This is a genomic window from Exiguobacterium sp. s102, from assembly GCF_018618635.1.
Taxonomy (GTDB): Bacteria; Bacillota; Bacilli; order Exiguobacteriales; family Exiguobacteriaceae; genus Exiguobacterium_A; species Exiguobacterium_A oxidotolerans.
This window is the reverse complement of record NZ_JACSML010000002.1, coordinates 279,627-305,158: the sequence shown is the minus strand read 5'-3', so window position 1 is coordinate 305,158 and position 25,532 is coordinate 279,627. Positions and strand designations below refer to the sequence as shown.

Sequence of the window (25,532 nt, the reverse complement as noted above, 5' to 3'; positions counted from 1 at the left end):
CGTTATTCCTCCTTATGCGTGAACCGCTAATCCGTCAACTGCTAATGCTGCTTCACCGAATGCTTCTGACAGGGCCGGGTGCGGGTGAACGAGCTGCCCGACTTCCCATGCCGTCGCATTCAAGACAAGTGCCAGCCCGCCTTCGCTAATCAGTTCCGTCGCCTTTGGTCCGACGATATGGACGCCGACTAAATCGTCCGTTTTGGCATCAGAGACCAGCTTGATGAATCCGGCGGCTTCGCCTTCGATGCGTGCCTTACCGAGTCCGTTAAACGAAAACATCCCCGTTTTGACGTCCATTCCGGCATTTTTTGCTTCAGCTTCCGTCAGACCGACCGAAGCAGCTTCCGGTACACTGTAGATACAGCGTGGGACAAACGCGTAATTGAGTGGCGTCGTCGATCCATTGACGATTGCTTCGACCGCTTTTGCGCCTTCAGCAGATGCAACGTGTGCCAGTTGCAGACGTCCGATGACATCGCCAATCGCATAGATATGATTGTCTTTTGTCCGGAAATCATCATCGACTTGAATAAACCCGTTTTCGACGACGATGTTCGTATTCTCAAGCCCAATCCCTTCGACGTTCGCCATCCGTCCGATCGCGACAAGCAACTTGTCCGCCGCAAGCGTCGTGATGTCACCATTTCGATTGACGTCGATCGTCACACCGGACTCCGTCATCTTGAAGCTGTCACTTTGCGCAGCCGCGCTCGTCAAAATCTTGACTCCGCGTTTTTTCAACTGACGAGCGACTTCACGACTGACCGCCTGATCTTCAGTCGGTAAAATCCGGTCGCTGAACTCGACGACCGTGACATTGACATCAAAGTCCGTCAACATCGATGCCCATTCGATTCCGATGACCCCGCCGCCGATGATGACGATCGAGGCAGGTAACGCATTCATGTCGAGTGCTTCATCCGAGCTGAGGACATATTCGGAATCAAACGACAGACCGGCTAGCGGACGCGGGCGTGATCCTGTCGCGACAATCAATTGACGCGGTAAAATCAATTCCCCTTCCCCTTCTTCCGGTTCGACACTGATTGTCCCCGGCATCGGTGAAAAGATGCTTGGCCCAAGAATCGATCCCCGACCATGGAAGACTTCGATTTTGCCTTTTTTCATCAAATGTTGAATCCCGGATTCCAGTCCATCGATGATGTCTTGTTTCCGTTGTTTGACCTGTTCGAATCGTAAAAACGACTCCGGTACGTCGACGCCATATGTAGCGGCGTGTTTGACTGTCTGATAGACCGCTGCTGATTTCAAGAGTGCCTTTGAAGGGATACAGCCACGGTGTAAACAGGTTCCCCCGAGTTTTCCTTGTTCTACGATCGCGACCGTCTTGCCGGCTTGTGCAGCGCGAATTGCTGCGACATAACCGCCCGGTCCGCCACCTAAGACAACGACGTCGAATTCTCTAGCCATGTTGGTTCGCCTCCATATTCCTTAACTTCTTCTTCTCCACGTAACACGCGTATTACACCTTCCGCAAGTGCACGTAACTCATCTTCACCCGGAATCCGGATCACTTGTCCGAGGTGTGCGACGCGTTCTTCGATTGCACTCGTCAACCGGTCGCTGTATGCTAAGCCACCCGTTAAAATGATGGCATCGATTTGACCATATAAGACTGCACTTTGGGCAGCAATTTCTTTTGCAATCCGATAAGCCATCGCGTCGTACAGTAAGGCAGCCTTCTCGTCCCCGGCATCGATTCGACGTTCAATTTCGATTGCGTCAAATGTCCCTAGGTGCGCGACAAGTCCGCCTGACCCTACGACCAGACGCTTCATTCCCTCGAGTTTATACTTGGTACTATAACATAGTTCTATTAGTTGACCAACAGGAAGGGACCCACTTCGTTCCGGCGAAAATGAGCCTTCCCCGTCAAGACCATTATTGACATCGATGACCCGTCCGTCGAGATGTGCACCGACGGTAATCCCGCCCCCCATGTGTGCAACGATCAGACGCATTTCCTCATACGGCATCTCCGCTTGTTTCGCATATCGTTTCGCGACTGCTTTTTGATTCAAGGCATGAAAAATGCTTTTGCGTTCAAGTTCAGGTAATCCCGTAAGTCGGGCAATCGGCTCAAGTTCATCTACGACGACCGGATCGACGATGAACGATGGAATCGATAACGTGCGAGCGATTTCGTCTGCTAGTAGACCTCCGAGATTCGATGCATGGACCCCAAAAATGCCACTCAATAAATCTTCACGCATTTCCTGGTTGACGGCATACGTCCCACTGACGAGCGGACGAAGCAGGCCGCCGCGTCCAACAACCGCAGTAAGCGCTTTCAATTCAATCTTTTCTTGTGCCAATACATCCAACACCACTTGACGCCGTATTTCCAGCTGAGCGTGAAGCGGTCCTCCGACCGCTTCAGCTGGGTGGCGTAACGTCTTCGCAAACAACTGCTCCGTTCCTTCGAAGATTCCAATCTTCGTCGAAGTCGAGCCTGGATTGATCGTTAAAATACGTTCGCTCATCTGAATCCTCCTCTTATCCGCGTGACCCTAAGATATTTTTATCACGACGTAAGAATTGACTGCGTGCACTGCGCATCGTCGCAATCCGCTCTTCTGCCATTTTTTCAGCTGCACGATACGTCGGCAAGTGGTCACGTTTTGAAATCTCGATGACTTTTGCGACAGCGTCATACACAAGTTCAACTTTTTTCATTGCCCGGTCACGGTTGTATCCATCCAGTTCGTCCGCGACGTTGATGACACCACCTGCATTGATGACGAAGTCTGGCGCATACAGAATACCGCGTTCTTCGAGCATGTCACCGTGGCGATCTTCTTTCAGCTGGTTGTTTGCCGCACCGGCGATGACTTTGACTTTCAGTTGAGGAATCGTTTCGTCGTTCAATGTTGCCCCAAGCGCACATGGTGCGAAGATATCGGCGTCAACGCTGTAAATTTCATCTGGTCCGACAATTAAAGCACCGAATGCTTCTTCCGCACGACGTAAGGCATCTTGATTGATGTCCGTGACGATTAATTTTGCTCCTTCTTCATGGAGATGACGGCAAAGATTGAATGCCACGTTCCCGACACCTTGGATGGCAATTGTTTTTCCACCAAGCGAATCTGTTCCGTAGACTTCTTTGGCTGCTGCTTTCATCCCACGGTAAACACCGTACGCTGTGACCGGTGACGGGTTTCCGCTTGAACCGAAGGCTGGACTGACACCTGTCACGAAATCTGTTTCCATGTGAATATAATCCATGTCAGCGACCGTCGTATTGACATCCTCCGCTGTGATGTAACGCCCGTTCAATGACTGGACATAACGGCCGAATGCACGGAACAAGGCTTCTGATTTTTGTGTTTTCGCATCACCGATGATGACGGCTTTCCCGCCACCGAGGTTTAGTCCCGCTGCTGCATTTTTATACGTCATCCCTTTTGATAAACGAAGAGCATCAACTAATGCTTCCTCGTCAGATGCATAGTTCCACATACGAAGACCGCCAAGCGCTGGACCGAGCGTCGTATCGTGGATGGCGATGATGGCTTTTAACCCCGAAACTTTATCATGACAGAACACGACTTGTTCATAATCTTCCATTTCCATTGTTTCAAAGATACTAAAGCGTGTTTCTACATTTGTTTCAACCATTTTAAGTTCCTCCTCAGATTGTTTGTTTGATTTTTTTCGTTTGTTGCGCATTAAGTAAAGCAAAGGCTAATGAATAGAGTTTCGCTTCTGCCGTATCTGCCCGACTTGTCAATACGACGGGTGCTTTCGCTCCAACTAAAATCGCCGCGACTGAAGCATGTGCGAAATACATCAGTGATTTATAAATGACGTTCCCGACTTCAATTTGTGGCACGACAAGAAGATCTGCTGCCCCCGCAACGTCACCTGTCAGTCCTTTTTGTTTGGCTGCGTCTAGATTGACGGCGTTATCAAGCGCAAGTGGTCCATCGACAAGACAATCCTTGATTTGACCGCGGCGGTTCATCTGTGTCAATAAGGCGGCGTCGATCGTCGCCTGCATTGTCGGATTAACGACCTCGACTGCTGCGAGGACGGCTACTTTCGGAAGTGTATAGCCGATTGCGCGAAGTGCCGATACCCCGTTTTCAATGATGTGGACCTTATCTTCAAGCGTCGGTGCGATATGGATTGCAGCGTCCGTCAAACCAATTGCCGATTCGCGACCTGCTACTTCAAACAATGCGACATGAGATAAGACGTTCCCCGAACGTAATCCCATCTCTTTGTTCAGAACGGCTTTCATGAACGTTGCTGTCGGAACAAGTCCTTTCATCAAGACGCTCGCATCCCCTTTACGTACAGCGTAAGCTGCACGTTCTGCTGCCTCTTGAGCAGTCGCAGTGTGTGTGATCACAAATTGCGACTCTGACAATCCACGCGCATGGATCATCTGTTGAATCCGGGTCGCATCCCCAAATAAATGAAAGCGAGCTAAATCATGTTCAATCGCAAGTGCGACGGCATCCATGACTTCTTCGTCATCCGCGGAAGCAATCGCAACGATTGAATCCTCAAGCTGAGCAGCTTGTTTTAGCATTTGATCAAACTTCACTTTGTTTCCCCCTAACCTGTCATTCAATTATTTAATAGCAATTTTCGTGCCAATATGAAAACGCTCTCTTTTCGGCATGAACCCTTTCTTAATTTTGCATTTAATTGCATTTAATGCAATATGTTGCACGCAAAAAACTGCAAATTATTGATAAATATTAAATCGTTCCACTTTATAATACAAAGCACGCAAGGAAATGCCGAGTTGTTTTGCGGCTTCTGTTTTATTGCCATCAAAAGCCTCGAGAGCTTCGCGAATCAAACGTTCCTCGACATAAGACATCTCGTCAGACAGATGCTTAATTTCTTTTTTAGGACGTTCAACTTGTTTTTTAGCGACCGGATAATCGAGCTGGAGGTGGCCTTTTCGTAAAACATCTTCCGTCTTGTCCGTAAAGATTAACGCACGACCGATGACATTCTCAAGCTCACGGACATTTCCTTTCCACTCCTGCTTTCGAATCACTTCCAGTGCATCTTCCGAAATCCGGGCGACGGACCGGCCATAACTTTGATTTAACTTCCGTAGCAAGTGCGTTGATAGCGGCAAAAGATCATCCGGGCGTTCACGCAAGGCTGGTATGTGAATCGGAAGTCGATTGATCCGGTAGTAAAGATCTTCGCGAAACTCACCGGTAATGATTTTTTGCTCCAGGTTCGCATTTGTCGCTGCAATGATTCTTACATCGACCGGTACCGATTTCGTCCCACCGACGCGAACGACTTCATTTTCTTGTAAGACCCGTAATAACTTCACTTGTACATCGAGCGGCAGTTCTCCAATTTCATCAAGAAAAAGTGATCCGCCATGCGCCTCTTCAAAATAACCACGCTTTCCACCACGGCGCGCTCCCGAGAACGCTCCTTCTTCATAACCAAACAGCTCACTCTCTAACAGACTTGGAGCGATTGCTGCACAGTTAACACGGACAAGCTGTTCGTATCGCCGCTCACTCGCAGCGTGAATCGCATGCGCAAACAATTCTTTGCCTGTTCCTGACTCTCCCCGAATCAAGACATTAACCGGCATCGTTGCAGCAAGCTTTGCTTGATCGACGACGAAACGCATCGCTTCACTTTCAGCGATGATATCGTCAAACGTATATTTCGCCTCGAGTGTCCGAATTTTTTGACGTGCCGCTTTCAATTCTTTCGCGAGCGCCTTCATTTCAGAAATATCACGAATGACACCAACCGACCCCCGAACTTGCCCATCCACGACGACCGGTTCCGCATTGACGATGATATCACGTCGATCGTGACCAATCTTCATCCGCGCATCACGAACACTTTCACCCGTCTCAAGGACGCGCAGGTGAACCGACTCCTGCATCCCGATGTCAGCGCTTGCTGGTTTACCGATGACGTCCTGTCCACTGTACCCCGTCATTCGTGTATAGGCCGGATTGATTAACATCGTTTGACCGTCTTGATCGGCAACCGAAATTGCCTCACTTGTACAATGGATGATGGCTTCAAGCATTCGTTCTTTTTCCGTCAGCCGTTCAATCAGAACACGTACGAATTCCCCCGGCAGAACGGCTGCTTCGGGAAAGAATTGAATCAACTGTTCGAATACGCCACGTTTTCCCGTCGCATCGATGATGAAGTCGACCGTCGTTCCTTCAAAGGCCGTCCAAGATGTCTCAACACGAATTTCTCCGCGTCTTGCCAGCTGAAGACCTGGTGCTTGTTCATTTGAATCAACGACTCCGATGACCGTCAAGAGCGGTGAACGTTGGAAGGCATGTAGCACTTCCGTCCCGCCTTGTCCGGCACCAACAATCAGAAGATGGTGCATCGTTATTCCCCCTTTGAAACTGCTTACATCTTTATCCTACCTATAATAAAACAAGAGGGCAAACCCGATTCGCAGTCTTACCTGATTTTTGATACAATACGCTTGGAAAGGGGTCACTTCTATGCGAATCATCGGACTACTAACTTTATTGATTCCTGGCATCATTGGAGCCATCGGAATCAAACTTATGCGTGACAGTGTCTTTTTAATTGCCCAGTTCCCGTTTGCATACCTTGGGGACTCGGCCTATGTATATGTTTTACAGGGGGTTGTCGGACTCGCCTTAGCGATGGGTGGGATTGGTTTTGTCGCAGGGTATGTTTTTTATCGTGATAAGAAACGTGGAAAAGTCTCCGAACGGTATCAAAAAAAGTGAACACAGAAAAAGGTCCCCATCTCTTGAACTCATTTCAAGCGCGGGACCTTTTACTCATATAAAGTTGGATTCACGTACGGATGAACTCCTCTCATAGTAGAACTATTCGTGTACTTCAATACCATAGGTTGTCCTCTTAATGAAGAGGTTGAAAGAAATCAGATCTGGCTATCGAGCGATCGATAGAATGGTGATACTACTCCATTATCTGACTGTACTTGGACCTAGGTGAAGCTTAATGTCATCCGCTTCGAGCAGTAACACTTTCGGTTGCTAACAATCACTGCTAGACAACACTCCTTTTCACGAACTGTACTTGTATCTCGGACATTTACGTTACCTTCCACTTTCCCCTTGCTTTGAAATCATGGAAGTCCCTATCACTTCGAGATTCTCATCTAGAAATGATACGAAAGGTCTTGATAAAACATCTATCAAGAGAATGTTGTCCATCATTCTTGAGCTATTTACAGGTAGCGTCCTGAGATGAGACTTGTAGAATGGGTTCTCCGGAAACCGATTCGACTCGACGTTCATCTGACGTCTTTCCAAATGATTTGGTACCTTTATTATAACAAACATTTCAGTTTATGCAATATTTTTTTGTTGAATATTCTAATAAATATAAATAATTTCTTTTATTACTTCGTCACTCGCGCCTCTCACATCTCCCCCTCTTCGTTCTCACGGACGAGCTATCAGCTTTACAAGGTACTCTTTCTAGCAAAAATCATTTTGATTCACAGTAAAAACCACTCGATCTCACGGATCGAGTGGTTAATTTCAAGACGGTTTCATATAATTTGAGACGTACGAGATGAACTCCGAGTTTTTCGGACTCTTTTCTTGCTCAATCCGTCCTGTGAACAAGGTATGATCACTCATCCCTTCTTTCCAGGCCGATTTGATGGCATGGCGCATCGCCCGTTCCACACGGGAAGATGTCGTTTTATGGGTGCGGGCAATCGTCGGATATAACTCTTTTGTGATTAATCCGAGCAGTTCTTCACGTTCTAAAACGAGCCCAACCGCATCTTTTAAATAAGTAAATCCTTTAATATGCGGCGCAATCCCGACTTCTCGTAAAACGGTCGCTATTTTCGAATCCATCGTTTCCGGTTGAATCGTTGGATTATTGTTCGTCACAAGGCGAATTTTGTTGACTAACTGATTCATGCTGAACGGTTTCAACAAGAAATAAGCAGCACCTAACGTCACTGCCTGTTGTGATACCTCATCTTTACCGAAGGCACTCAACATGATGACAGCCGGATTATTTTTTTGTTTCATCAATTCTTCGAGGACCCCTAATCCATCCAGGTGCGGCATGATGATGTCTAGCAACAACACATCGGTCTCGACTTCTTTTAATTTCTCAAGACACTTCTCCCCATCATATGCGACACATACGACTTCCATATCCTCTTGAGTAGCGAGATGCTGGCGAATCAATTCGACCATCTCTCGGTTGTCATCTGCGATCCCGACTCTAATCAATCCTTACACCCCATTTTTAAGCGATTCCTTCATACTCATTGCTTGGTCCATCAATTCTTCCGCATGACGAAGCGTCAAGTCCGTCATATGTGTTCCGGAAATCATCCGTCCAAGCTCATTTCCACGGTCTGCTTCCGTCAATACGTTGACCTGTGTCGTCGTCCGGTCCGTCTCTTCGACTTTACGAATATAGAGATGCTGATCCGCCATCGAGGCGACTTGCGGCAAGTGTGTAATACAGAGCACTTGTCCTTCAATCGATAGACGATAGATTTTCTCCGCCATTGCTTGCGCGACCCGTCCCGATACCCCCGTATCGACTTCATCAAAAATAATTGATGCGACGCCGAGCGAACGCGAGAAGATTGACTTGAGTCCGAGCATGATCCGAGATAGCTCCCCTCCGGAAGCGACTTTCCCGAGCGATTTAAACGGTTCACCCGCATTGGTCATGATATAAAATTCAATTTGATCGATTCCATTTTTTCGTAAGGCCGGCGTTTTTCCATCTTGCATGAACCGAATTTCGAACCGTGCTTTTTCCATGTAGAGTTCACGCAGTTCTAAATGAATCGCCTCGCCAAGCAACTGTGCCGCTTTTCGGCGTGCCTTCGATAGCTTATTGCCAATCTCAAACAGCTCACTTTCAAGCAACTCGACTTCTGCCTTTAGCTTTTCAATGCGTTCATCACGATTCGTCATCGTATCAAGCTCAATCCCAATTTTTTCACCATAGGCGATGACTTCCTCGATTGTCGAACCATATTTCCGCTTCAGCTGTTGGAAAACAGATAAACGCTGTTCAATTTCGTCTAACCGGTTCGAATCAAACTCTAATGTCTCAAGTTGATCACGAATCGCGTACCCGACTTCTTCAAGACCGTAAAAAGCGCTCGCGATGGCATCACTTTGATTCGCGAACTGATCATCGATGCTCGATGCTTGTTGAAGCTCCCGCATCGCATCCCCAACTGAATCAATCCCGCGCATTTCATCATGAAGTGCATCGTAGGCGGCTTTTAACGAATCGTGCAGCTTTTCGAAGTTCGCGAGTCGGTTCCGTTCACCCAACAGTTCATCTTCTTCTCCTTGACGAAGGTTCGCACTCGTGATTTCTTCTGTCTGAAATGATAATAAATCAATCCGTTGTGCAAGTTCCTGCTCACTCTGTGCCAGTGATTGTAATGCTATCCGTTTTTCCTCGTACAGCCCGAACTTTTTTTGATACTCGTGCAGACGCGGGGAAATCGTCTCATGACCAAAATCATCAAGAATCGATTGGTGGTACATATTTTCCATCAAGTGTTGGTGTTCATGTTGACCATGGAGGTCCACGAGCACACGACCGAACTCACGTAAAATCGTCAGCGTGACGAGCTTATTATTGACACGACAAACACTTTTACCAGAAGCAAATAAGTCTCGGCGTAAAATGATGGATCCATCTTCGACGTCGATGCCATATTCTTCAGCTAATGTGTAGACCATATGCCCGTCCTCAATCATGAACAGTCCTTCGAGTTCCGCTTTATCTTCGCCGTAACGAACAAATTCAGCAGAACCCCGTCCGCCAATCAATAAACCGATTGCATCGAGGACGATGGATTTACCAGCACCCGTTTCTCCAGTCAAGACAGTCATTCCTTTTTTGAAATGAATCTGCAGCTGGTCAATGATCGCGAATTGTTTGATCGATAATTCAGCTAACATCTTGTCAACTCCTTAAAGCATCCCTAAAATTCGTTCCGTCACTTCTTTTGCTGTATCTTCACTTCGAGCAATCATTAAAATCGTATCATCGCCACAAACCGTCCCGAGCAGTTCCGACCAGCCTAAGTGATCGAGTAGGACACCGATTGCATTGGCGTTACCCGGTAAGACATGCATGACAATCAAATTTTGAGCAAAATCAATCGAAATAAAGCTATCACCTAGTAAACGGCGTAATTTCCCTAATGGATTAAAACGCTGATCGGCAGGCAAACTATACTTATAACGGCCATCGTTTAACGGCACCTTTACAAGATGTAGCTCCTTAATGTCTCGCGATACAGTCGCTTGCGTCACTTTGTATCCAGCATTCCGAAGTTCTTCGACCAATTCATCTTGAGTCTCGATTTCAGATTGCGTAATGATTTCCCGAATCTTAATCAACCGTTGCCCCTTTGTCATCCTTGCACCTCGCTATATTCTTCGCTGTTACTATTGTAATCCAATAAATCATGAAAAGTCCACGTTTGCCATTTTTCGTACGGGTCGAAAAAAGAAGCAGACTCCAACATGACGAAGTCTGCTTCCATGATAGTTTTCTTTTTTTACAACGCTTGATGTGCCAGACGAACCGTATCCGCTGGGTCAACGATTGTTTCCATGCCGGGTGTTGTCAGCTGCGCATGTAAGAGAAACTCGATATTTCCTTCACCACCTGTAATCGGTGAAAAATCAAGTTGCTTCACATGGAACCCTTCACGAATGAAGAATTCGACCATCTCCTCAAGAACTCGTCCGTGAACACGTTCATCCCGAACGATTCCTTTTTTCCCGACATCGTCCCGTCCCGCTTCAAACTGTGGTTTGACGAGGGCAATGACGTCGCCCTCCTCAGCTAAAATCGTTTTCAGTGGTGGAATGATGAGACGAAGTGAAATAAAGGAGACATCGATTGTCGCGAAACTTGGCTGAACGGGAAACATGTCTCGTGTCGCATGACGGAAATTCGTTTTCTCCATCGCCGTCACACGAGGATCTGACCGAAGTTTCCAATCGAGTTGATTTGATCCAACATCGAGGGCGTACATATGTGCCGCACCATTTTGAAGGGCACAGTCCGTAAAACCACCTGTTGATGAACCGATATCGAGCCCTGTCCGGTCCGTCACGTCGATGTCAAAGACCTCAAGTGCCTTCTCCATCTTAAAACCACCGCGCCCGACGTATGGCATCACTTGTCCTTTAACGGCCAAGTCGATGTCGGACTTCACTTTTTCTCCTGCCTTCTCTAATCGTTCCGTTCCACTGAAGACGAGCCCGGCCATGATCGTCCGCTTCGCTTTTTCACGTGTTTCGCATAAACCGCGCTCGACGAGTAACACGTCGAGGCGGATTTTTTTAACATTTTCCATTAATCGTTACACACTCTGTTTCTTTCCTTGATTGACAAAAGCACGTACTTCTTCCGCGATTTGTCCAGGCAATAATCCGATTTCTTCAAGTAGCTCGTTGACGCCACCGTGCTCGATATACCAATCTGGAATACCGAATCGTTTGACGCGCGGGAACGCTTCCTGCTCATTCGCATGTTCAAGAACTGCAGAACCGAAGCCGCCTTTTAAGACTGCTTCCTCCAGCGTGACGAGTGGAATACCTTCCGCATACAGTGCATCCAACATCTTCCCGTCGAGTGGCTTGATTGTCCGCGCATTGATGACACGAACAGACAGTTCTCCCTCGAGCAGATCTGCGATTTTCAACGCATCTTGGACTTGTGGTCCGAATGCCATGATTGCAACATCCGTTCCTTCACGTTCGACTTCCCATGTATCGAGCGAAATTTCGTGTAACGTCTCATCCATCGTTACACCGATTCCTTCCCCTCTTGGGAAACGGACAGCAATTGGTCCTTCATACTTCACAGCCGAATAAAGTAAATGTTGCAGTTCGTTCTCGTCTTTCGCCATGACGATCCGGATATTCGGAACGTGGCGCATGAACGCGATATCGAAGACGCCTTGGTGTGTTTCTCCGTCTGCTCCGACAAGACCTGACCGGTCAATCGTAAACGTCACGTCAAGATTTTGACGCGCGACATCGTGGACGAGTTGATCGTAAGCTCGCTGGAAGAAGGTCGAATAAATGGAAACGACGGGTTTCATCCCTTGCGTCGCTTGACCCGCCGCGAACGTGACGGCATGTTGTTCCGCAATCCCGACATCAAACATTCGGTTTGGGAACTCCTTCTCAAAGCAATCGAGTTTTGAACCGACGCTCATTGCCGGTGTAATCAATGTTAATTTTTCATCATCTCGTGCCATCTTCGTCAACGTATTCGCGACCGTGAATGAATAACTCGGCGCTTTCGATTTACCTTTGATGACTTCACCAGACTCCATCTTGTATGGTCCGAGACCGTGCCAGGTTCCAACTCCATCATATTCAGCTGGGCGATACCCTTTTCCTTTTTTCGTGATGACATGAAGCAGGACCGGACCTTGCTCTTTTTTGACGTAATTCAACTGTTCAATCAAATCCGTCAAGTCATGTCCATCGACTGGACCGTAGTAGTTAAAACCGAGTTCTTCAAAGAACATTCCTGGAACAAGTGCGCCTTTGACGGCTTCTTTTAGTTTTTCACTACCTTTTTCAAGACTTCCACCGATCAGCGGGATTTTCTTGATTAATGTCTCAAGTTCATCTTGCGCATAACGGACTTTACGTGAAGAACGAATACGACCTAACATCTGATGCATCGCACCGACGTTCGGTGCAATCGACATCTCGTTATCATTAAGGATGACGATGACATTTTGTTGTTCCGCACCGATGTGGTTTAAAGCTTCAAGTGCCATTCCACCAGTCAATGCACCATCTCCGATGATCGCAATCGCGCGGTCGTCATTTCCTTTTAACTCGTTTGAGACGGCAATACCCATCGCTGCCGACAACGAGGTCGAACTATGCCCAGTTTCCCAAACGTCATGAATGCTTTCATTTCGTTTCGGGAATCCGCATAATCCTTTGTGTTTGCGTAACGTATCAAACTGTCCCGCACGTCCCGTCAAGATTTTATGCACGTATGCCTGGTGACCGACATCCCAAACAAATTTATCGTTCGGACTATCAAATTCTCGGTGAAGTGCTAATGTCAATTCGACGACACCTAGATTCGGTGCTAAGTGACCACCCGTCGTAGCCAATTCTTCAATCAAAAAGCGTCGGATGTCGCCTGCGAACACATCGAGTTCTGAGACTGACATACGCTTTAAAAATGACGGATCCTGTATTTCTGTCAACTTCATACCTTACCGCCTCTTTTCCTTACATTCTTATATCGTTTGTACCCTACATTGTACTAGAACAATCTAATGAACGCCACATAACTGGCACATAAAAAAGACGACGCCAGGCGTCGTCGATCTCAATGGTCACGCTTGACGACGAAGTCGAGCAAGTCCTTAAGTGTCGTCGCTTCGACCGATAACGCATCAATCGCTTCCTCAGCAGCTTGTACTTGTGCCGCAAGAGCCGTCTTCGCACCCTCTAGACCAAGTAGTTTCGGATAGGTCGCTTTGTCGTTTCCTTCGTCACTCCCGACCGGCTTACCAATCTTTTCAGCATCTCCCGTTACATCTAAAATATCATCTTGAATTTGGAAGGCGATTCCAAGATGACGTCCGTAACGTTGTAAGTGGACTACATCATCTTCGTTTGCTCCAGCAAGAATTCCTCCTGCCTCAACAGCAAACACGAGTAATGCCCCCGTCTTGCGCCGATGAATCGATTCAAGAGCCTCGACATCATCAATGCCACCACGTTCACCGAGCATATCGTCAAGCTGTCCACCGACCATCCCGGCCGCTCCAGCTGCCATGGCGAGACGCTCGAGCAATTGAATCTTGACGTCTGCCGACGCGTCCGTCTCGAGTAAACAGGTAAAGGCATTCGTCAACAACGCATCGCCTGCTAAAATCGCTGTTGCTTCGTCAAACTCGATATGGTTCGTCTTACGCCCACGACGCATGTCATCATCGTCCATTGCTGGTAAATCGTCATGGATTAAAGAATATGTATGAATCATCTCAAGCGCTGCTGCCGTCGCGTCCCCTGTTGTCCGCGAGACACCGTATGCATCAAGGACAGCATAAATCAACGCCGGGCGGACACGCTTCCCTCCAGCATCGAGTGAATAGCGCATCGAAGCACGTAATTGTTCTGGTGCATCGAGTCGGGTCATAAATGATTCGAGCGCACGCTCGACTTGAGCTTTCCATTCCATCAAGGCAATCATTGTGCTCCCCCTTTTTCACGTAACGTTCCATCTTGTTCCAAGATTAAATCGAGTTTCTTTTCAGCTGTCGATAGTTTCCCCTGGCAAAGAGCAGTCAGTTTTACACCTTCCTCATACAACGTCATCGCTTGCTCAAGTGGGGCTTCCCCTTCTTCAAGCAATTCGACGATTTCTTCTAAGCGTTCTAACGCCGCTTCAAATGATTGTTCCGTGTCCATCTCACTCATCCTCTCGTTTCGCTAGAATACTTCCGTCATGAAACTGAATCCGGAAGGCGTCATCCGTCACTTGTTTTACCGATCGAACGACCTCTCCGTTTTGTTCGACATACGTATAACCACGTAATAAGACACGGGTCGGACTAACCGAGTCAAGGCGTGCCACCATTTGGTGCAATCGCTCATGCTTCATCTTCATGTACGGGCGAATCCGTTCCAACTGTTTACGCATCCGCTCAACTTCACGCGACTGCTCTTCAAGACGCTCCCGAACCGGAATCCGTGCTAAACGGTTCGATAGGTTTAACACGCCTTGCTGTTTCGTTAAAATGAGTTGTTTTCCGATCCGATTCAAGTTCATATCGGCCCGGTCAAGGCGCTCCTGTTTTAATCCAAGCAAAACGCGGGGAGACTTTAATCCATAACTCATTGCAAGCCGGGTTACTTGTTCCCGTCGGCTCTTGACGAAATAGTCATAGTTTCGTGTCAAACGTCGACTCAGTTCACCGACTCGTTTTTCCAGTTCGGCCGCCTCTGGTGTTACGAGTTCGGCTGCAGCAGTCGGTGTCGCTGCCCGGACATCCGCGACGAAGTCACTGATAGTAAAGTCCGTTTCATGACCGACTGCAGAAACAATCGGGATCTGCGACTCATAAATCGCCGTCACGACGTTCATTTCATTGAACGCCCAAAGTTCTTCGATCGAGCCGCCACCGCGACCAATGATTAACACGTCACACGCCTGACGCGCATTCATCTGTTCGATGGCACGAGTAATTTGCGGTGCCGCCTCTTTCCCTTGAACGAGCACTGGGGCGAAGACGATTGCCGCTTGCGGATAGCGTCTCCGTAGTGTCGTCGCGATATCGTGAAGTGCCGCACCTTTTGGTGATGTGATGATTCCGACACGTTGCGGAAATGCTGGGAGCACTTTTTTTAACGCTGGATCGAACCACCCACGTTCTTCGAGTTGTTCTTTCAAGCGGACGAAAGCTTCATACAGGGCGCCGACGCCATCTTCCGTCATCCGCTCGACGTAGAGTTGCATCTCGCCGGAAGCGAGATACACGGATAACCGCGCCGTCATGACGACACGCATCCCGTCTTTGATCGGTGATTTCAGGCGACTTGCGTCACGTGCGAACATGACCGCCTTCATCCGTGACTGGTCGTCCTTCAACGTAAAATAAAGGTGACCGGAAGAGTGTCGTTTAAAGTTCGACACTTCTCCCACCACCTGCACTTGCTGTAACAGCGAATCACTTTCAAGTTCACGTTTCACATACCCAACGAGCTCGGAAACTTGAAGTGGGTCATTCATCGTGCTGCCTCGATTGTATTATGGAGCAACATCGTGATCGTCATCGGACCGACACCGCCAGGAACGGGTGTGATCATCGAGGCGACCTCTTTGACCGAATCAAATTCGACGTCCCCGACAAGTTTACCGTCAACACGGTTGACACCGACATCGATGACGACAGCATCCGGCTTGACCATATCTGCCGTAATCAATTTTGGGACACCAACAGCGACAATCAAGATATCCGCTTGACGCGTCATCTCAGAAAGGTTTGCCGTCTTCGAGTGGCAGTAGCTGACTGTCGCGGATTCATTTAAAAATAACATCCCGACCGGTTTGCCGACGATTTGACTCCGACCGACGACGACGACGTGGCTGCCTTGGATCGGAACATTCATTTCTTTGACGAGGTGCAGAATTCCATTTGGGGTACATGGTAAGAACGTTGGTTCACCAATCATCATTTTCCCGACTGAGACCGGATGGAACCCATCGACGTCTTTGTCCGGTGAAATAGCGAAGATGACTTTACTCTCGTCGATTTGTTCCGGCAGCGGCAGTTGAACGAGAATTCCGTGGACACTCGCGTCTGCGTTTAGTCGTTCAATCAACTGGAGTAACTCCGATTCTGATGTCTCTGCCGGTAAACGAATCAAATCCGACTCCATGCCAATTTCTTGTGCCGCTTTTTCTTTCCCGCGGACATACGATTGGCTTGCTGGGTCTTCACCGATTAATACAACGGTCAATTTCGGTTGAATACGTTGTTCTTTCAGACGTGCGACTTCTTCTTTCAGCTTCAAACGATACGATTTTGCGATTTCTTTCCCATCGATTACTACTGCCATGATTTGTCCACTCCCCCAAAAAATTCGTTTCACTCTGCACCTTGAAAAAGGTTATCTTTATCTACTTATGAATTTTCTTTGACTGCTTGTTGTGCGACCTTACCAAGCACACCATTGACGATTTTCGTTGCTTCTTCGTCTGCGAACGCTTTTGTTAATTCGATTGCTTCGTTGATTGTAACGCGGATTGGAATTTTCGGTTCGAACATCAATTCATAGACGGCAAGACGAAGAATCGTCCGTTCGATGTTACCAAGACGTTCAAATGACCAGTTGACGAGCGCTGCCCGTAAATGTTGATCAATCTCATCCTTGTTCGTCTCTACACCAACTACTAATTGCTCTACAAATGTATCATATTCTTTGCCTTCTACTGCGAATTCAATGGCCTCTTGTGCAGACAAGTCAGAAAGTTCCATTTGGAACAAAGATTGTACTGCGAGTTCGCGTGCCATGTGTCGTTTCATCATGATTTCACGTGCTCCTTTTTTTGTCGTTCTCAATCAATTAGTTTAGCACATTCCCCTTTTAAAAAACATAGTGAACGCCAAAAAGACGGGAGTAAAATCCATCGACTCCCGTCATCGTTCATTTTACGATTGCTGCTTTTAACTCACGTTCCGCAAACTTCGTCGTGAAGGTTCCCCGGCGGAATACAGGATGCTGTAAGACCTTTTGATGGAACGGAATTGTCGTTTTGACACCCTCAATCCAAAATTCAGCCAAAGCACGCTCCATTTTCGCACAAGCTTCCTCGCGCGTCTCTGCATGGACAATCAATTTCGCAACCATCGAGTCATAGTACGGAGGAATCATGTAACCTGGATAAACGGCACTATCGATTCGGACACCCATACCACCTGGCGCGACGTATTGTGTGACGCGACCCGCATGTGGTCGGAAATCGTGATCTGGATCTTCTGCGTTAATCCGGCACTCGATTGAATGCCCACGGAACTCGATATCCTCTTGTTGAACTGCTAACGGGTGGTCGAGCGCGACTTGAAGTTGTGCTTGAACAAGATCAAATCCTGTAATCATTTCTGTCACCGGATGCTCGACTTGAATCCGAGTATTCATTTCCATAAAGAAAAATTCTTCTGTTTCTTCGACAAAAATGAATTCGATTGTTCCGGCACCCGTATAGTTGATGGCTTTTGCCGCTTTGACAGCTGCTTCTCCCATTTTCAACCGTGTCGCTGCGCTGACGGCTGGCGAAGGAGCTTCTTCAATCAACTTCTGCATCCGCCGTTGCACCGTACAATCTCGTTCTCCGAGGTGAATGACGTTCCCATGTCGATCGGCAAGCACTTGAACTTCGACGTGACGGAATTCTTCGATGAAACGCTCTAAATAAACATCGCTGTTGCCAAATGCTTGTTTTGCCTCGCGACGTGTTTCTTCCAGTCCATCAATCAGTTCTTGTTTTGTCCGGGCAACACGAATCCCGCGCCCTCCGCCACCTGCCGTCGCTTTAATGATGACCGGATAACCGATTTCTTCAGCGAGACCAATTGCTTCTTGATCCGTCACCGTTCCGTCAGAGCCCGGCACGACCGGGACACCACATTCAATCATCGTTTTTTTCGCGACATCTTTAATGCCCATCTGGCGAATCGCTTGCGACGTCGGACCGACGAATTGAATACCACATGCTTCACACATCTCCGCGAAGTCAACGTTTTCAGCCAGGAATCCGTATCCCGGGTGAATCATCGTTACGTTTCGATTTGTCGCAACGGCGAGAATATTCGTCACATTCAAATAAGAAGACGTCGAACTGACATCGCCGATGCAATATGCTTCGTCTGCCATTCGGACATGAAGTGCTTCTCGATCCGCTGTCGAATAGACAGCAACCGTCTGGATCCCAAGTTCCTTAGCCGCACGAATAATCCGAACGGCGATTTCTCCACGGTTCGCGATTAGTAGTTTTTCCATTCCCATCACCCCGCTCAAGGACGAATCCGGAAGAGTGGCTGACCAAATTCAACAAGGTCTCCATCTGCGACGAGAATTTCGACGACAGTTCCGGCAATTTCCGAATTTAAGTTATTGAATAGTTTCATCGCTTCTAAAATGCAGACGACTTGACCCACTTCGATTTGATCGCCGACTTTGACGAAAGCAGGTTTTTCAGGATTTGCACGTGAATAAAACGTACCGACCATTAGCGCGTTAATTGTGACCGTATCATCCTTCTCTTCCATGACTTCAGGTACAACGGCCGGCTTTTGTGCCGTTTCCACTACTTTTTGCTGGACAGGTGCCGCTGCGACCGCGTCGTGCTGAGATACTACGACACCGTCCCCTTGTTTTTTAAGCTTTAATTTATACGTGTCTGTTTCTAGAGAAAGTTCATTTACGTTTGATTGATCAAGCATTTCTAACACTTGTTTCAACTGATCGATTTTCATCTTCTTTCCATCCCCCATCTAAACATTCATTCTTAATATTATACCAGGTGCTAATGCCTACTCAAATATTAAGTTTAACTGGTCATACCAGAGGATGCAAGTACCGGCGAGTGAAAAAATACCCCTTGACTCGGAAACGAGTACGAAGGGGCATTGGCATATCTGTATTATCCGTTGTAGCGTCCTGTGAAATCACCTGTCCGCGTATCAACTGTTACTTTTTCTCCTGCTTCGATGAAAAGCGGCACATGGATGATGTGACCCGTCTCAACTGTCGCATTTTTCTTGACGTTAGAAGCTGTATCGCCTTTGACGCCCGGCTCTGCTTCAACAATCGTCATAACGATCGTGTTCGGAAGTTCGAGTCCGAGGATTTCGCCGTTGTAGACTGCGATTTGAACTTCCATGTTCTCAAGGAGATATGGAAGTGCTGCTTCAACTTGTGCTGTCGTCAATTCAAGCTGCTCATACGACTCCGTGTCCATGAAGACATACGTTTCACCCATTGGGTAGAGGTATTGCATCTTGTTACGCTCGATGTGGGCACGTTCGACGCGCTCGCCACCACGGAATGTCATCTCTTGGATGTTCCCGTTACGGATGTTACGCATTTTTGTCCGCACGAATGCTGCACCTTTACCAGGTTTTACGTGTTGGAACTCAAGGACTTGCCAAATCATTCCGTCTGAAGTTTTAATCGTCAAGCCTGTTTTTAAATCGTTTACTGATACCATACTGGTTCCTCCTAAATGTTCATCTTACTTAGAGTGTAATGAGTTCTTTCGATGAAGACGAAAGAATTTCGCGCCCTGATTCGGTAATCAAGACATCATCCTCAATTCGGCATCCACCAACTTGTGGCACATAGATTCCTGGTTCGACTGTCACGATCATCCCTGGTTCAAGCTTCGTTTCCGAACGGAACGAAAGTCCCGGTCCTTCATGCACCTCAAGACCAATGCCGTGACCAGTCGAGTGACCGAAGTATTCGCCATAACCAGCTTCTTTGATGATGTCACGTGTTAACGCGTCTGCTTCGATTCCAGTAATCCCTGGACGAAGTCCGTCTACGCCCGCAAGTTGTGCTTGTAAGACCGTATCGTAGATTTTTTGTAACTCGGAATTAATTGGACCGACCGCAATCGTTCGCGTAATGTCAGAGACGTAACCGTTCAACAATGCACCAAAGTCGAGTGTTACGAGCTCACCCGTTTCAATCACTTTTTGGCTCGCGACACCGTGCGGTAACGCTGAGCGGTAACCAGATGCGACAATCGTATCGAATGAAGACGACGTCGCTCCATGCTTACGCATGAAGAATTCGAGTTCGTTCGACACTTCGAGTTCTGTTTTCCCCGGCTGGATGTACGTCAAAATGTGTTCAAAGGTAGCGTCTGCTAGTTTTACCGCTTCCTTAACCATCTTAATCTCTGATGAATCCTTAATCAAGCGTAGGTTTTCGACGATTCCGGTCGTTGGAATCAGTTCGATTGCAGAAGCTTCATCATATGCTTCGAATAAACCAAGTGTCATCGTATCTTTTTCGACCCCAACCGCTCGCACGCGTGCGCCTGCGATGAGTTCACCCATCGTCGCCGGAATCGACCGATCGATTTGAACGATTTCCATTCCTTTGACTTGATCAGCAGCTTGCTCCGTATAGCGGAAATCCGTCACGAAATAAGCATGTTCTGCCGTAACGAGACACGCGCCACTTGAACCGGTGAATCCTGAAATGTAGCGAATATTTTCTGCCTTCGTCACGATAAGTCCTGGTAAGTCACGTTCTTTTAAAGCGGATTGTAATGCTTCAATACGATGTTGCATGTCTGTTTCCCCCTTTAAGTTATGTAGCGTCCGGATGAAGTAACGCTTCAGTAGCGAGTATATACCCCGTCATCCCAAGTCCACTGATGACACCACGACAGACCGGTGCGATGAGTGAGCGATGTCGAAACTCTTCTCGCGCATGAACATTCGATAGGTGCACTTCGATTGTCGGCACTTCAATCGCTGCGATCGCGTCACGTAAGGCGATACTCGTATGTGTGTATGCAGCTGCATTCAACACAATGCCATCATACCCCCGCGCTGCATGTAGAGAATCAATCAACGTTCCTTCATGGTTCGATTGTTCAAACGTAAACTCAACTTCCGGAAAACGTTCCATCATCAACGTTTCTAAATCATTCAACGTCTTTGCACCGTATGTTTCCGGCTCACGCGTTCCAAGTAAATTCAAATTCGGTCCATTTAAAACCAATACGCGCACATCATCACCTCCATTCGTCCTTCTGATTGTATCATAAGACGTTTTCCGTCTCCTAAAGATTCACCCGTCATCAAGCAGTCCCCCATAGTTTTTTTGAATAGAATCTAGTAAACTGACGATACACGATATTTTATTTGAGATAGGATGCGTTTAAATATGAAAACCGCAAAAGCTCCCGTCGGTGGACAAGCCATCGTCGAAGGCGTAATGTTCCAAAATGCGACACATGCTGTTTCTGCAATTCGTCGAAATGATGCGACGATTGAGACATTTGAACAGAAAAAGCCGATTCGTCCACGGATTGCGATTGGTAAACGAATCCCGCTTCTCCGCGGACTGTTCGCTCTTGTCGAATCATCTGCGAATGGAGCAAGCCACATGAACTTCGCAAGTGATCGTTACGGCGTTAATCCCGGAGAGGAAGAACCCGAAGAAACGAATCAAGGACAATTGACAAAATGGCTCGGTGTCGCTTTACTTGGTGTTTTATCATTCTTTTTCGGAAAGTTACTGTTTACGCTGTTGCCGGCATTCTTAGCCTCACTATTCAGTTCTTTCCCAGCATTATCCGGCCACTTCGTCCAAAACGTCATCGAGGCGTTGATTAAGCTGACCCTACTGTTTGGATATTTGTACTTGATTTCATTGACACCACTCGTCAAACGATTGTTTCAATACCACGGGGCGGAACATAAAGTCATCAATTGTGTCGAATCCGGTCATCCACTGACCGTCGAAAACGTCAGAAGAAGCAGCCGCCTCCATTATCGTTGCGGTTCAAGCTTCCTGATCTTCACAGTCATCGTCGGTTTCTTCGTTTATTTAATCGTCCCGACCGATCCATTATGGGTTCGACTCGCCTTCCGAATCGCTTTACTTCCCGTTGTCATCGGTCTGTCTTTTGAAGTTCTTCAATTAACAAATAAAGCCCAAAATATCAAGGGATTACGTGTCATCGCCTTGCCAGGCCTATGGTTACAGTACTTGACGACAAAAGAACCAGACGATTCACAGATTGAGGTTGCGATTTATGCGTTTGAAGCACTCGAAAAACAGGAAGATAACATACATGAGAATGCACTGGGTTAATCGATAACAGGGGTGATAATATGATTAGACAACGGATCGGCTCTACATTCGCACTTATCGTGTTACTGTTTGCTTTCGTCGGCTTTGGATATAAGCTTATCAATGATCCTGGCGGTCTGTTTTCACAATTACTGTTCGTTGCAGTTGTGGCGGGAATCATTTTCTTGATCTTTAAGTTCATGACGCGCAATAGCGGTGCTGCAAGCGGCGGAAACGCACAATATCGAAAATCAGTCGCGCAATCGAAAAAATTGCACGGTAAACGAGATCAAGGTCCGCGTCGAACAGACTTTAAGAAAAAACAAATCAAAACGGCGACGAAATCCTCGACTTCGAACAAAGTACGCCCACTTCGCGATCGGTCGAAAGGTCCTAATTTGACCGTCATCGAAGGTAAAAAAGGCAAAAAGAAAAAACGTGCTTTTTAATATTAAAAAGAGAGAGCTGCTAAAACACAGCCCCCTTCTATCGTTCGACCGTCAGCGACTCGTGTCTGCTGACGGTTTTTTATTCTGTCTCGACCCAACCAATGTACGGCAAATTGCGATACTCTTCTGCACAATCGATGCCATAGCCGACGACGAAGTAATCCGGAATCTCAAATCCAACATAATCTGCCGTCAACTCGACTTCACGACGCGCAGGTTTATCAAGTAACGTACAAATCTTCAAAACACCCGGCTTATGCAATTTCATATGCTCGCACAAAAAGCTCAGTGTATGTCCCGTATCAATAATGTCCTCGACAACAACAACATACTTCCCTTCGACATCCAGGTCTAAATCTTTTTTCAATTGAACGCGTCCAGAAGAGACCGTCTTCGCACCATATGATGAACAGGCAACGGTATCGATTTGAACACTTCCTTTAATTTGCCGCATCAAGTCCGCTGCAAAAACCATCGACCCTTTCAACACGACGACAAGGACAATTTGACGCCCGGCCGCATCCCGTTCAATCTCGATTGCGAGTTCACTCACTTTTTTAGCTAAATCAGTTTCTGAAACCAATTTTTCTTTGATGACGATTTCCATAGTATCCGGGTGAATTTCCACCCGTCACCCCCTTCGGTCATTTTCATCGTCAGTATAGCATAATCCGTTCAATTCACGTACTTTTTTATTATTTTATAACCAAATGTTCGTTTATAAGGCGTTTAACGTAAAAAAACAAGCCCACTCAGTCTTCTGGGTGTGCTTGTTGATAATTATGAAGTTCTTCCTGTAAAGCCGGGCGTTCAGCGAAAAATTGAATCATCCCATTGATTTTATCAAGTGCTTCGATACTCAAGTGATGTTCAATTCCCTCGACATCTTTGTAGATTAGTGACTCTTCTACGCCGACAAGGCGCAAGAAATCTTCTAACAGCGCATGCCGTTCGACAAGTCGTTTCCCAATCTTTCTACCTTTTGCAGTCAACATGAGACCACGATACTTTTCGTAGACGAGGTACTCTTCACGGTCTAACTTTTGCACCATCTTCGTTACAGAAGAAGGGTGTACGCCTAATAGTTCTGCGATATCCGATACACGGGCATATCCTTTTTCTTCGATCAAGATATAAATTTGCTCTAAATAATCTTCCATACTCGGAGTCGGCACGACATCACCTTCCAATCTTTCGCTTTAACGTTTCCAGTTCCATTCATCACTACGATACTTCTCGGCTAACTGTTCAATTTCCTGCCATTGCCGCTCATTGAATTCAAGCGGAACGAATTCCAATTGAAGCGCATCCTCAAAACCACGTGTAAACGCATCACGAACTTCCTCGAATGACACTTTCCGGCCCGCGAGTTCATTCAAGGCAACCGCTTTCCCTGCAAAGCGTGACTTCATCCGTTGACGCATCGTTTCATCTTCATAAAGGAAGCAGTCAAACAATTCACCTTCATCAACCGATAGAGGCACTGATCCATGCTGAAGCACAACGCCTTGATGACGAACTTGAGCACTCCCCGCGACTTTCCGTTTTCCGACTGCCAATTCATAGTAAGAGGCTGCATCAAAACAAACGGCCGATTTCGGCTTTCGTAACTCTTCCTTTTCTTCTTCCGTCATCGGAACTGAAAATTCAACGGGAATACCGAGGTGATGATAGCCTTTCCGGATTCCTTCCGTCAACAGGCGATAACTTTCGATTACAGTTCGTGGTAGTCCTTCTGTCGCCTCTTGAATGACGACACTATATGTGAGTTCATCCGCATGTAAAACCGCTCGACCACCAGTCATCCGTCGAACGATTGGGATACCGAGTTCTTCAATTCGCTTTCGATCGATATCACGTGTCGCACGCTGGAAATGACCGACACTGAGTCCGCGTGGTTCCCATGAGTAAAAACGAAGCGTAGGCGCAATCTCTCCTCGCCCGACAAAAGCAATCAATGCTTCATCAATTGCCATGTTCATTGCCGGCTCTAATGCTTCGGTCGTCAATACTTGCCATTTCTTTACCAAGCGAACACCCCCAAAACGTTTCCGTATAAGTGTATCAGACCCTTTCTATCCTGCGCAACGACGAGTCGATTGCCGAAATCGATTTCGTTTACTATAATGATAGAGATGTTATATGAACGAAGGGGTTGGAAGTTGAATATGGAAACAGGCACAATCATCACAATCGTCTTATGGGTGGCATTGATTGCTTATGTCGTCTGGCGTTTCATGCCAGTCAAAGGCATCACAAAACTCTCGCAAGAGGAATTCCGCGCGAACTACCGTAAGGCACAAATCGTCGACGTCCGGGAAACACAAGAATTTAAAGGCGGTCATATCGTTGGCGCGCGTAACATTCCGGTTAGCCAAATGAAGATGCGTTCGAAAGAGCTTCGTAAAGATATGCCGATCTACTTGTATTGCCAAGGCAGCATGCGATCTTCACAAGCAGCTAAAGTCTTGAAAAAAGCCGGCTACACGAACTTGTACCAGCTTAAAGGCGGTTTCAAACAGTGGACTGGAAAAGTCAAACGTAGCTAATTCACTATTCAAGCGAAAAACCCTTCCTACGCCTCAGGCTCAGGAAGGGTTTTTCGCTTGTCGACTCATTGACGAGACGCTCTGATTAAAAAGGTCGTGAACGACAAAAATAGGCATAGAAATGACCGATGATCCAGTAAAAATAGAATCAT

Annotated in this window: 27 protein-coding genes; 4 read left to right on the top strand and 23 right to left on the bottom strand. The window is 47.2% G+C overall.

What is annotated here, in order from left to right; translation table 11 throughout:
- Nucleotides 1–12: 12 nt before the first annotated feature.
- The 5 genes from lpdA to KNQ02_RS06600 form a co-directional block, all read right to left on the bottom strand.
- Nucleotides 13–1,434 carry a dihydrolipoyl dehydrogenase gene (gene lpdA, locus KNQ02_RS06620; RefSeq protein ID WP_214805190.1) on the bottom strand — a complete coding sequence of 474 codons (1,422 nt, stop codon included), beginning with the start codon at nt 1,432–1,434 and terminating at the stop codon, nt 13–15.
- A complete protein-coding gene (gene buk, locus KNQ02_RS06615) occupies nt 1,404–2,507 on the bottom strand; it encodes a butyrate kinase (protein ID WP_214807654.1) in 1,104 nt (367 codons plus the stop codon). The genes lpdA and buk overlap by 31 nt, the downstream gene beginning before the upstream one ends.
- A gap of 13 nt (nt 2,508–2,520) precedes the next feature.
- Nucleotides 2,521–3,645 (bottom strand): Leu/Phe/Val dehydrogenase, encoded by a 1,125-nt coding sequence (locus KNQ02_RS06610; RefSeq protein WP_088836620.1) that lies wholly within the window; start codon nt 3,643–3,645, stop codon nt 2,521–2,523.
- Between the two features lie 13 nt (nt 3,646–3,658).
- The gene (gene yqiS / locus KNQ02_RS06605; RefSeq protein WP_088836619.1) at nt 3,659–4,579 is read right to left on the bottom strand and encodes a phosphate butyryltransferase; all 921 of its coding nucleotides are present in this window, start codon (nt 4,577–4,579) and stop codon (nt 3,659–3,661) included.
- Nucleotides 4,580–4,723: 144 nt separating this feature from the next.
- Entirely contained in the window at nt 4,724–6,379 is a 1,656-nt protein-coding gene (locus tag KNQ02_RS06600; protein WP_214765375.1) for a sigma-54 interaction domain-containing protein, read from the bottom strand.
- A gap of 121 nt (nt 6,380–6,500) precedes the next feature.
- Between KNQ02_RS06600 and KNQ02_RS06595 the strand changes: the two genes are divergently transcribed.
- Nucleotides 6,501–6,755, top strand: a complete 255-nt coding sequence (locus KNQ02_RS06595) for a DUF2627 family protein (RefSeq protein ID WP_029333078.1) — start codon at nt 6,501–6,503, stop codon at nt 6,753–6,755.
- Nucleotides 6,756–7,538: 783 nt separating this feature from the next.
- Here KNQ02_RS06595 and spo0A read toward each other — a convergent pair.
- The 15 genes from spo0A to aroQ form a co-directional block, all read right to left on the bottom strand.
- Nucleotides 7,539–8,252: a sporulation transcription factor Spo0A gene (gene spo0A, locus KNQ02_RS06590; RefSeq protein WP_029333077.1), complete on the bottom strand. Its 714-nt coding sequence runs from the start codon at nt 8,250–8,252 to the stop codon at nt 7,539–7,541.
- A 3-nt stretch (nt 8,253–8,255) separates the two neighbouring features.
- On the bottom strand, nt 8,256–9,962 hold the full coding sequence (gene recN / locus KNQ02_RS06585) for a DNA repair protein RecN (RefSeq protein WP_214807652.1): 1,707 nt from the start codon (nt 9,960–9,962) through the stop codon (nt 8,256–8,258).
- Between the two features lie 12 nt (nt 9,963–9,974).
- Complete coding sequence (ahrC, locus tag KNQ02_RS06580) at nt 9,975–10,424, bottom strand: transcriptional regulator AhrC/ArgR (RefSeq protein WP_088836615.1); 450 nt, start codon at nt 10,422–10,424, stop codon at nt 9,975–9,977.
- A gap of 143 nt (nt 10,425–10,567) precedes the next feature.
- Nucleotides 10,568–11,374: a TlyA family RNA methyltransferase gene (locus KNQ02_RS06575; protein WP_088836614.1), complete on the bottom strand. Its 807-nt coding sequence runs from the start codon at nt 11,372–11,374 to the stop codon at nt 10,568–10,570.
- 6 nt (nt 11,375–11,380) lie between these two features.
- Nucleotides 11,381–13,267 carry a 1-deoxy-D-xylulose-5-phosphate synthase gene (gene dxs, locus KNQ02_RS06570; RefSeq protein ID WP_029333073.1) on the bottom strand — a complete coding sequence of 629 codons (1,887 nt, stop codon included), beginning with the start codon at nt 13,265–13,267 and terminating at the stop codon, nt 11,381–11,383.
- Nucleotides 13,268–13,386: 119 nt separating this feature from the next.
- Nucleotides 13,387–14,256, bottom strand: coding sequence for a polyprenyl synthetase family protein (locus tag KNQ02_RS06565; protein ID WP_088836613.1), 870 nt, complete (start codon nt 14,254–14,256; stop codon nt 13,387–13,389).
- Nucleotides 14,253–14,474 carry an exodeoxyribonuclease VII small subunit gene (locus KNQ02_RS06560; protein WP_029333071.1) on the bottom strand — a complete coding sequence of 74 codons (222 nt, stop codon included), beginning with the start codon at nt 14,472–14,474 and terminating at the stop codon, nt 14,253–14,255. Before KNQ02_RS06560 ends, KNQ02_RS06565 begins: the two co-directional genes overlap by 4 nt.
- Before the next feature lies 1 nt (nt 14,475).
- Nucleotides 14,476–15,795 carry an exodeoxyribonuclease VII large subunit gene (gene xseA / locus KNQ02_RS06555; RefSeq protein WP_088836612.1) on the bottom strand — a complete coding sequence of 440 codons (1,320 nt, stop codon included), beginning with the start codon at nt 15,793–15,795 and terminating at the stop codon, nt 14,476–14,478.
- On the bottom strand, nt 15,792–16,625 hold the full coding sequence (gene folD / locus KNQ02_RS06550) for a bifunctional methylenetetrahydrofolate dehydrogenase/methenyltetrahydrofolate cyclohydrolase FolD (RefSeq protein ID WP_088836611.1): 834 nt from the start codon (nt 16,623–16,625) through the stop codon (nt 15,792–15,794). The genes xseA and folD overlap by 4 nt, the downstream gene beginning before the upstream one ends.
- Nucleotides 16,626–16,690: 65 nt before the next feature.
- Nucleotides 16,691–17,092: a transcription antitermination factor NusB gene (gene nusB / locus KNQ02_RS06545; RefSeq protein WP_239456902.1), complete on the bottom strand. Its 402-nt coding sequence runs from the start codon at nt 17,090–17,092 to the stop codon at nt 16,691–16,693.
- A 121-nt stretch (nt 17,093–17,213) separates the two neighbouring features.
- Nucleotides 17,214–18,566, bottom strand: coding sequence for an acetyl-CoA carboxylase biotin carboxylase subunit (gene accC / locus KNQ02_RS06540; RefSeq protein WP_239456856.1), 1,353 nt, complete (start codon nt 18,564–18,566; stop codon nt 17,214–17,216).
- 14 nt (nt 18,567–18,580) lie between these two features.
- The gene (gene accB, locus KNQ02_RS06535) at nt 18,581–19,042 is read right to left on the bottom strand and encodes an acetyl-CoA carboxylase biotin carboxyl carrier protein (RefSeq protein ID WP_088836609.1); all 462 of its coding nucleotides are present in this window, start codon (nt 19,040–19,042) and stop codon (nt 18,581–18,583) included.
- Between the two features lie 167 nt (nt 19,043–19,209).
- Nucleotides 19,210–19,776, bottom strand: a complete 567-nt coding sequence (gene efp / locus KNQ02_RS06530) for an elongation factor P (RefSeq protein ID WP_088836608.1) — start codon at nt 19,774–19,776, stop codon at nt 19,210–19,212.
- A 28-nt stretch (nt 19,777–19,804) separates the two neighbouring features.
- Nucleotides 19,805–20,869, bottom strand: coding sequence for a M24 family metallopeptidase (locus tag KNQ02_RS06525; protein WP_029333064.1), 1,065 nt, complete (start codon nt 20,867–20,869; stop codon nt 19,805–19,807).
- Nucleotides 20,870–20,888: 19 nt separating this feature from the next.
- Entirely contained in the window at nt 20,889–21,314 is a 426-nt protein-coding gene (gene aroQ, locus KNQ02_RS06520; RefSeq protein ID WP_088836607.1) for a type II 3-dehydroquinate dehydratase, read from the bottom strand.
- 156 nt (nt 21,315–21,470) lie between these two features.
- Here aroQ and KNQ02_RS06515 point away from each other — a divergent pair, with 156 nt between their 5' ends.
- Both KNQ02_RS06515 and KNQ02_RS06510 read left to right on the top strand, forming a co-directional pair.
- Nucleotides 21,471–22,403: a DUF1385 domain-containing protein gene (locus KNQ02_RS06515; RefSeq protein ID WP_088836606.1), complete on the top strand. Its 933-nt coding sequence runs from the start codon at nt 21,471–21,473 to the stop codon at nt 22,401–22,403.
- A gap of 20 nt (nt 22,404–22,423) precedes the next feature.
- Nucleotides 22,424–22,831: an SA1362 family protein gene (locus KNQ02_RS06510; RefSeq protein ID WP_088836605.1), complete on the top strand. Its 408-nt coding sequence runs from the start codon at nt 22,424–22,426 to the stop codon at nt 22,829–22,831.
- 79 nt (nt 22,832–22,910) lie between these two features.
- Here KNQ02_RS06510 and hpt read toward each other — a convergent pair whose 3' ends face one another.
- The 3 genes from hpt to KNQ02_RS06495 all read right to left on the bottom strand — a co-directional run bounded on the left by hpt (nt 22,911) and on the right by KNQ02_RS06495 (nt 24,861).
- Nucleotides 22,911–23,438 carry a hypoxanthine phosphoribosyltransferase gene (gene hpt / locus KNQ02_RS06505; protein WP_088838449.1) on the bottom strand — a complete coding sequence of 176 codons (528 nt, stop codon included), beginning with the start codon at nt 23,436–23,438 and terminating at the stop codon, nt 22,911–22,913.
- A gap of 145 nt (nt 23,439–23,583) precedes the next feature.
- On the bottom strand, nt 23,584–24,006 hold the full coding sequence (gene mntR / locus KNQ02_RS06500) for a transcriptional regulator MntR (protein WP_029333059.1): 423 nt from the start codon (nt 24,004–24,006) through the stop codon (nt 23,584–23,586).
- Nucleotides 24,007–24,030: 24 nt separating this feature from the next.
- The gene (locus tag KNQ02_RS06495) at nt 24,031–24,861 is read right to left on the bottom strand and encodes a lipoate--protein ligase family protein (protein WP_029333058.1); all 831 of its coding nucleotides are present in this window, start codon (nt 24,859–24,861) and stop codon (nt 24,031–24,033) included.
- A gap of 138 nt (nt 24,862–24,999) precedes the next feature.
- Here KNQ02_RS06495 and KNQ02_RS06490 point away from each other — a divergent pair, with 138 nt between their 5' ends.
- A complete protein-coding gene (locus KNQ02_RS06490) occupies nt 25,000–25,380 on the top strand; it encodes a rhodanese-like domain-containing protein (protein ID WP_029333057.1) in 381 nt (126 codons plus the stop codon).
- Nucleotides 25,381–25,532 lie beyond the last annotated feature (152 nt).

What these genes read in the sequence shown, in the direction of transcription:
- lpdA (WP_214805190.1), bottom strand. Translation starts at nt 1,434, where the DNA reads ATGGCTAGAGAATTCGACGTCGTTGTCTTAGGTGGCGGACCGGGCGGT.
- buk (WP_214807654.1), bottom strand. Translation starts at nt 2,507, where the DNA reads ATGAGCGAACGTATTTTAACGATCAATCCAGGCTCGACTTCGACGAAG.
- KNQ02_RS06610 (WP_088836620.1), bottom strand. Translation starts at nt 3,645, where the DNA reads ATGGTTGAAACAAATGTAGAAACACGCTTTAGTATCTTTGAAACAATG.
- KNQ02_RS06600 (WP_214765375.1), bottom strand. Translation starts at nt 6,379, where the DNA reads ATGCACCATCTTCTGATTGTTGGTGCCGGACAAGGCGGGACGGAAGTG.
- KNQ02_RS06595 (WP_029333078.1), top strand. Translation starts at nt 6,501, where the DNA reads ATGCGAATCATCGGACTACTAACTTTATTGATTCCTGGCATCATTGGA.
- recN (WP_214807652.1), bottom strand. Translation starts at nt 9,962, where the DNA reads ATGTTAGCTGAATTATCGATCAAACAATTCGCGATCATTGACCAGCTG.
- ahrC (WP_088836615.1), bottom strand. Translation starts at nt 10,424, where the DNA reads ATGACAAAGGGGCAACGGTTGATTAAGATTCGGGAAATCATTACGCAA.
- KNQ02_RS06575 (WP_088836614.1), bottom strand. Translation starts at nt 11,374, where the DNA reads ATGGAAAATGTTAAAAAAATCCGCCTCGACGTGTTACTCGTCGAGCGC.
- dxs (WP_029333073.1), bottom strand. Translation starts at nt 13,267, where the DNA reads ATGAAGTTGACAGAAATACAGGATCCGTCATTTTTAAAGCGTATGTCA.
- KNQ02_RS06565 (WP_088836613.1), bottom strand. Translation starts at nt 14,256, where the DNA reads ATGATTGCCTTGATGGAATGGAAAGCTCAAGTCGAGCGTGCGCTCGAA.
- KNQ02_RS06560 (WP_029333071.1), bottom strand. Translation starts at nt 14,474, where the DNA reads ATGGACACGGAACAATCATTTGAAGCGGCGTTAGAACGCTTAGAAGAA.
- xseA (WP_088836612.1), bottom strand. Translation starts at nt 15,795, where the DNA reads ATGAATGACCCACTTCAAGTTTCCGAGCTCGTTGGGTATGTGAAACGT.
- folD (WP_088836611.1), bottom strand. Translation starts at nt 16,625, where the DNA reads ATGGCAGTAGTAATCGATGGGAAAGAAATCGCAAAATCGTATCGTTTG.
- nusB (WP_239456902.1), bottom strand. Translation starts at nt 17,092, where the DNA reads ATGAAACGACACATGGCACGCGAACTCGCAGTACAATCTTTGTTCCAA.
- accC (WP_239456856.1), bottom strand. Translation starts at nt 18,566, where the DNA reads ATGGAAAAACTACTAATCGCGAACCGTGGAGAAATCGCCGTTCGGATT.
- accB (WP_088836609.1), bottom strand. Translation starts at nt 19,042, where the DNA reads ATGAAAATCGATCAGTTGAAACAAGTGTTAGAAATGCTTGATCAATCA.
- efp (WP_088836608.1), bottom strand. Translation starts at nt 19,776, where the DNA reads ATGGTATCAGTAAACGATTTAAAAACAGGCTTGACGATTAAAACTTCA.
- KNQ02_RS06525 (WP_029333064.1), bottom strand. Translation starts at nt 20,869, where the DNA reads ATGCAACATCGTATTGAAGCATTACAATCCGCTTTAAAAGAACGTGAC.
- KNQ02_RS06515 (WP_088836606.1), top strand. Translation starts at nt 21,471, where the DNA reads ATGAAAACCGCAAAAGCTCCCGTCGGTGGACAAGCCATCGTCGAAGGC.
- KNQ02_RS06510 (WP_088836605.1), top strand. Translation starts at nt 22,424, where the DNA reads ATGATTAGACAACGGATCGGCTCTACATTCGCACTTATCGTGTTACTG.
- hpt (WP_088838449.1), bottom strand. Translation starts at nt 23,438, where the DNA reads ATGGAAATCGTCATCAAAGAAAAATTGGTTTCAGAAACTGATTTAGCT.
- KNQ02_RS06490 (WP_029333057.1), top strand. Translation starts at nt 25,000, where the DNA reads ATGGAAACAGGCACAATCATCACAATCGTCTTATGGGTGGCATTGATT.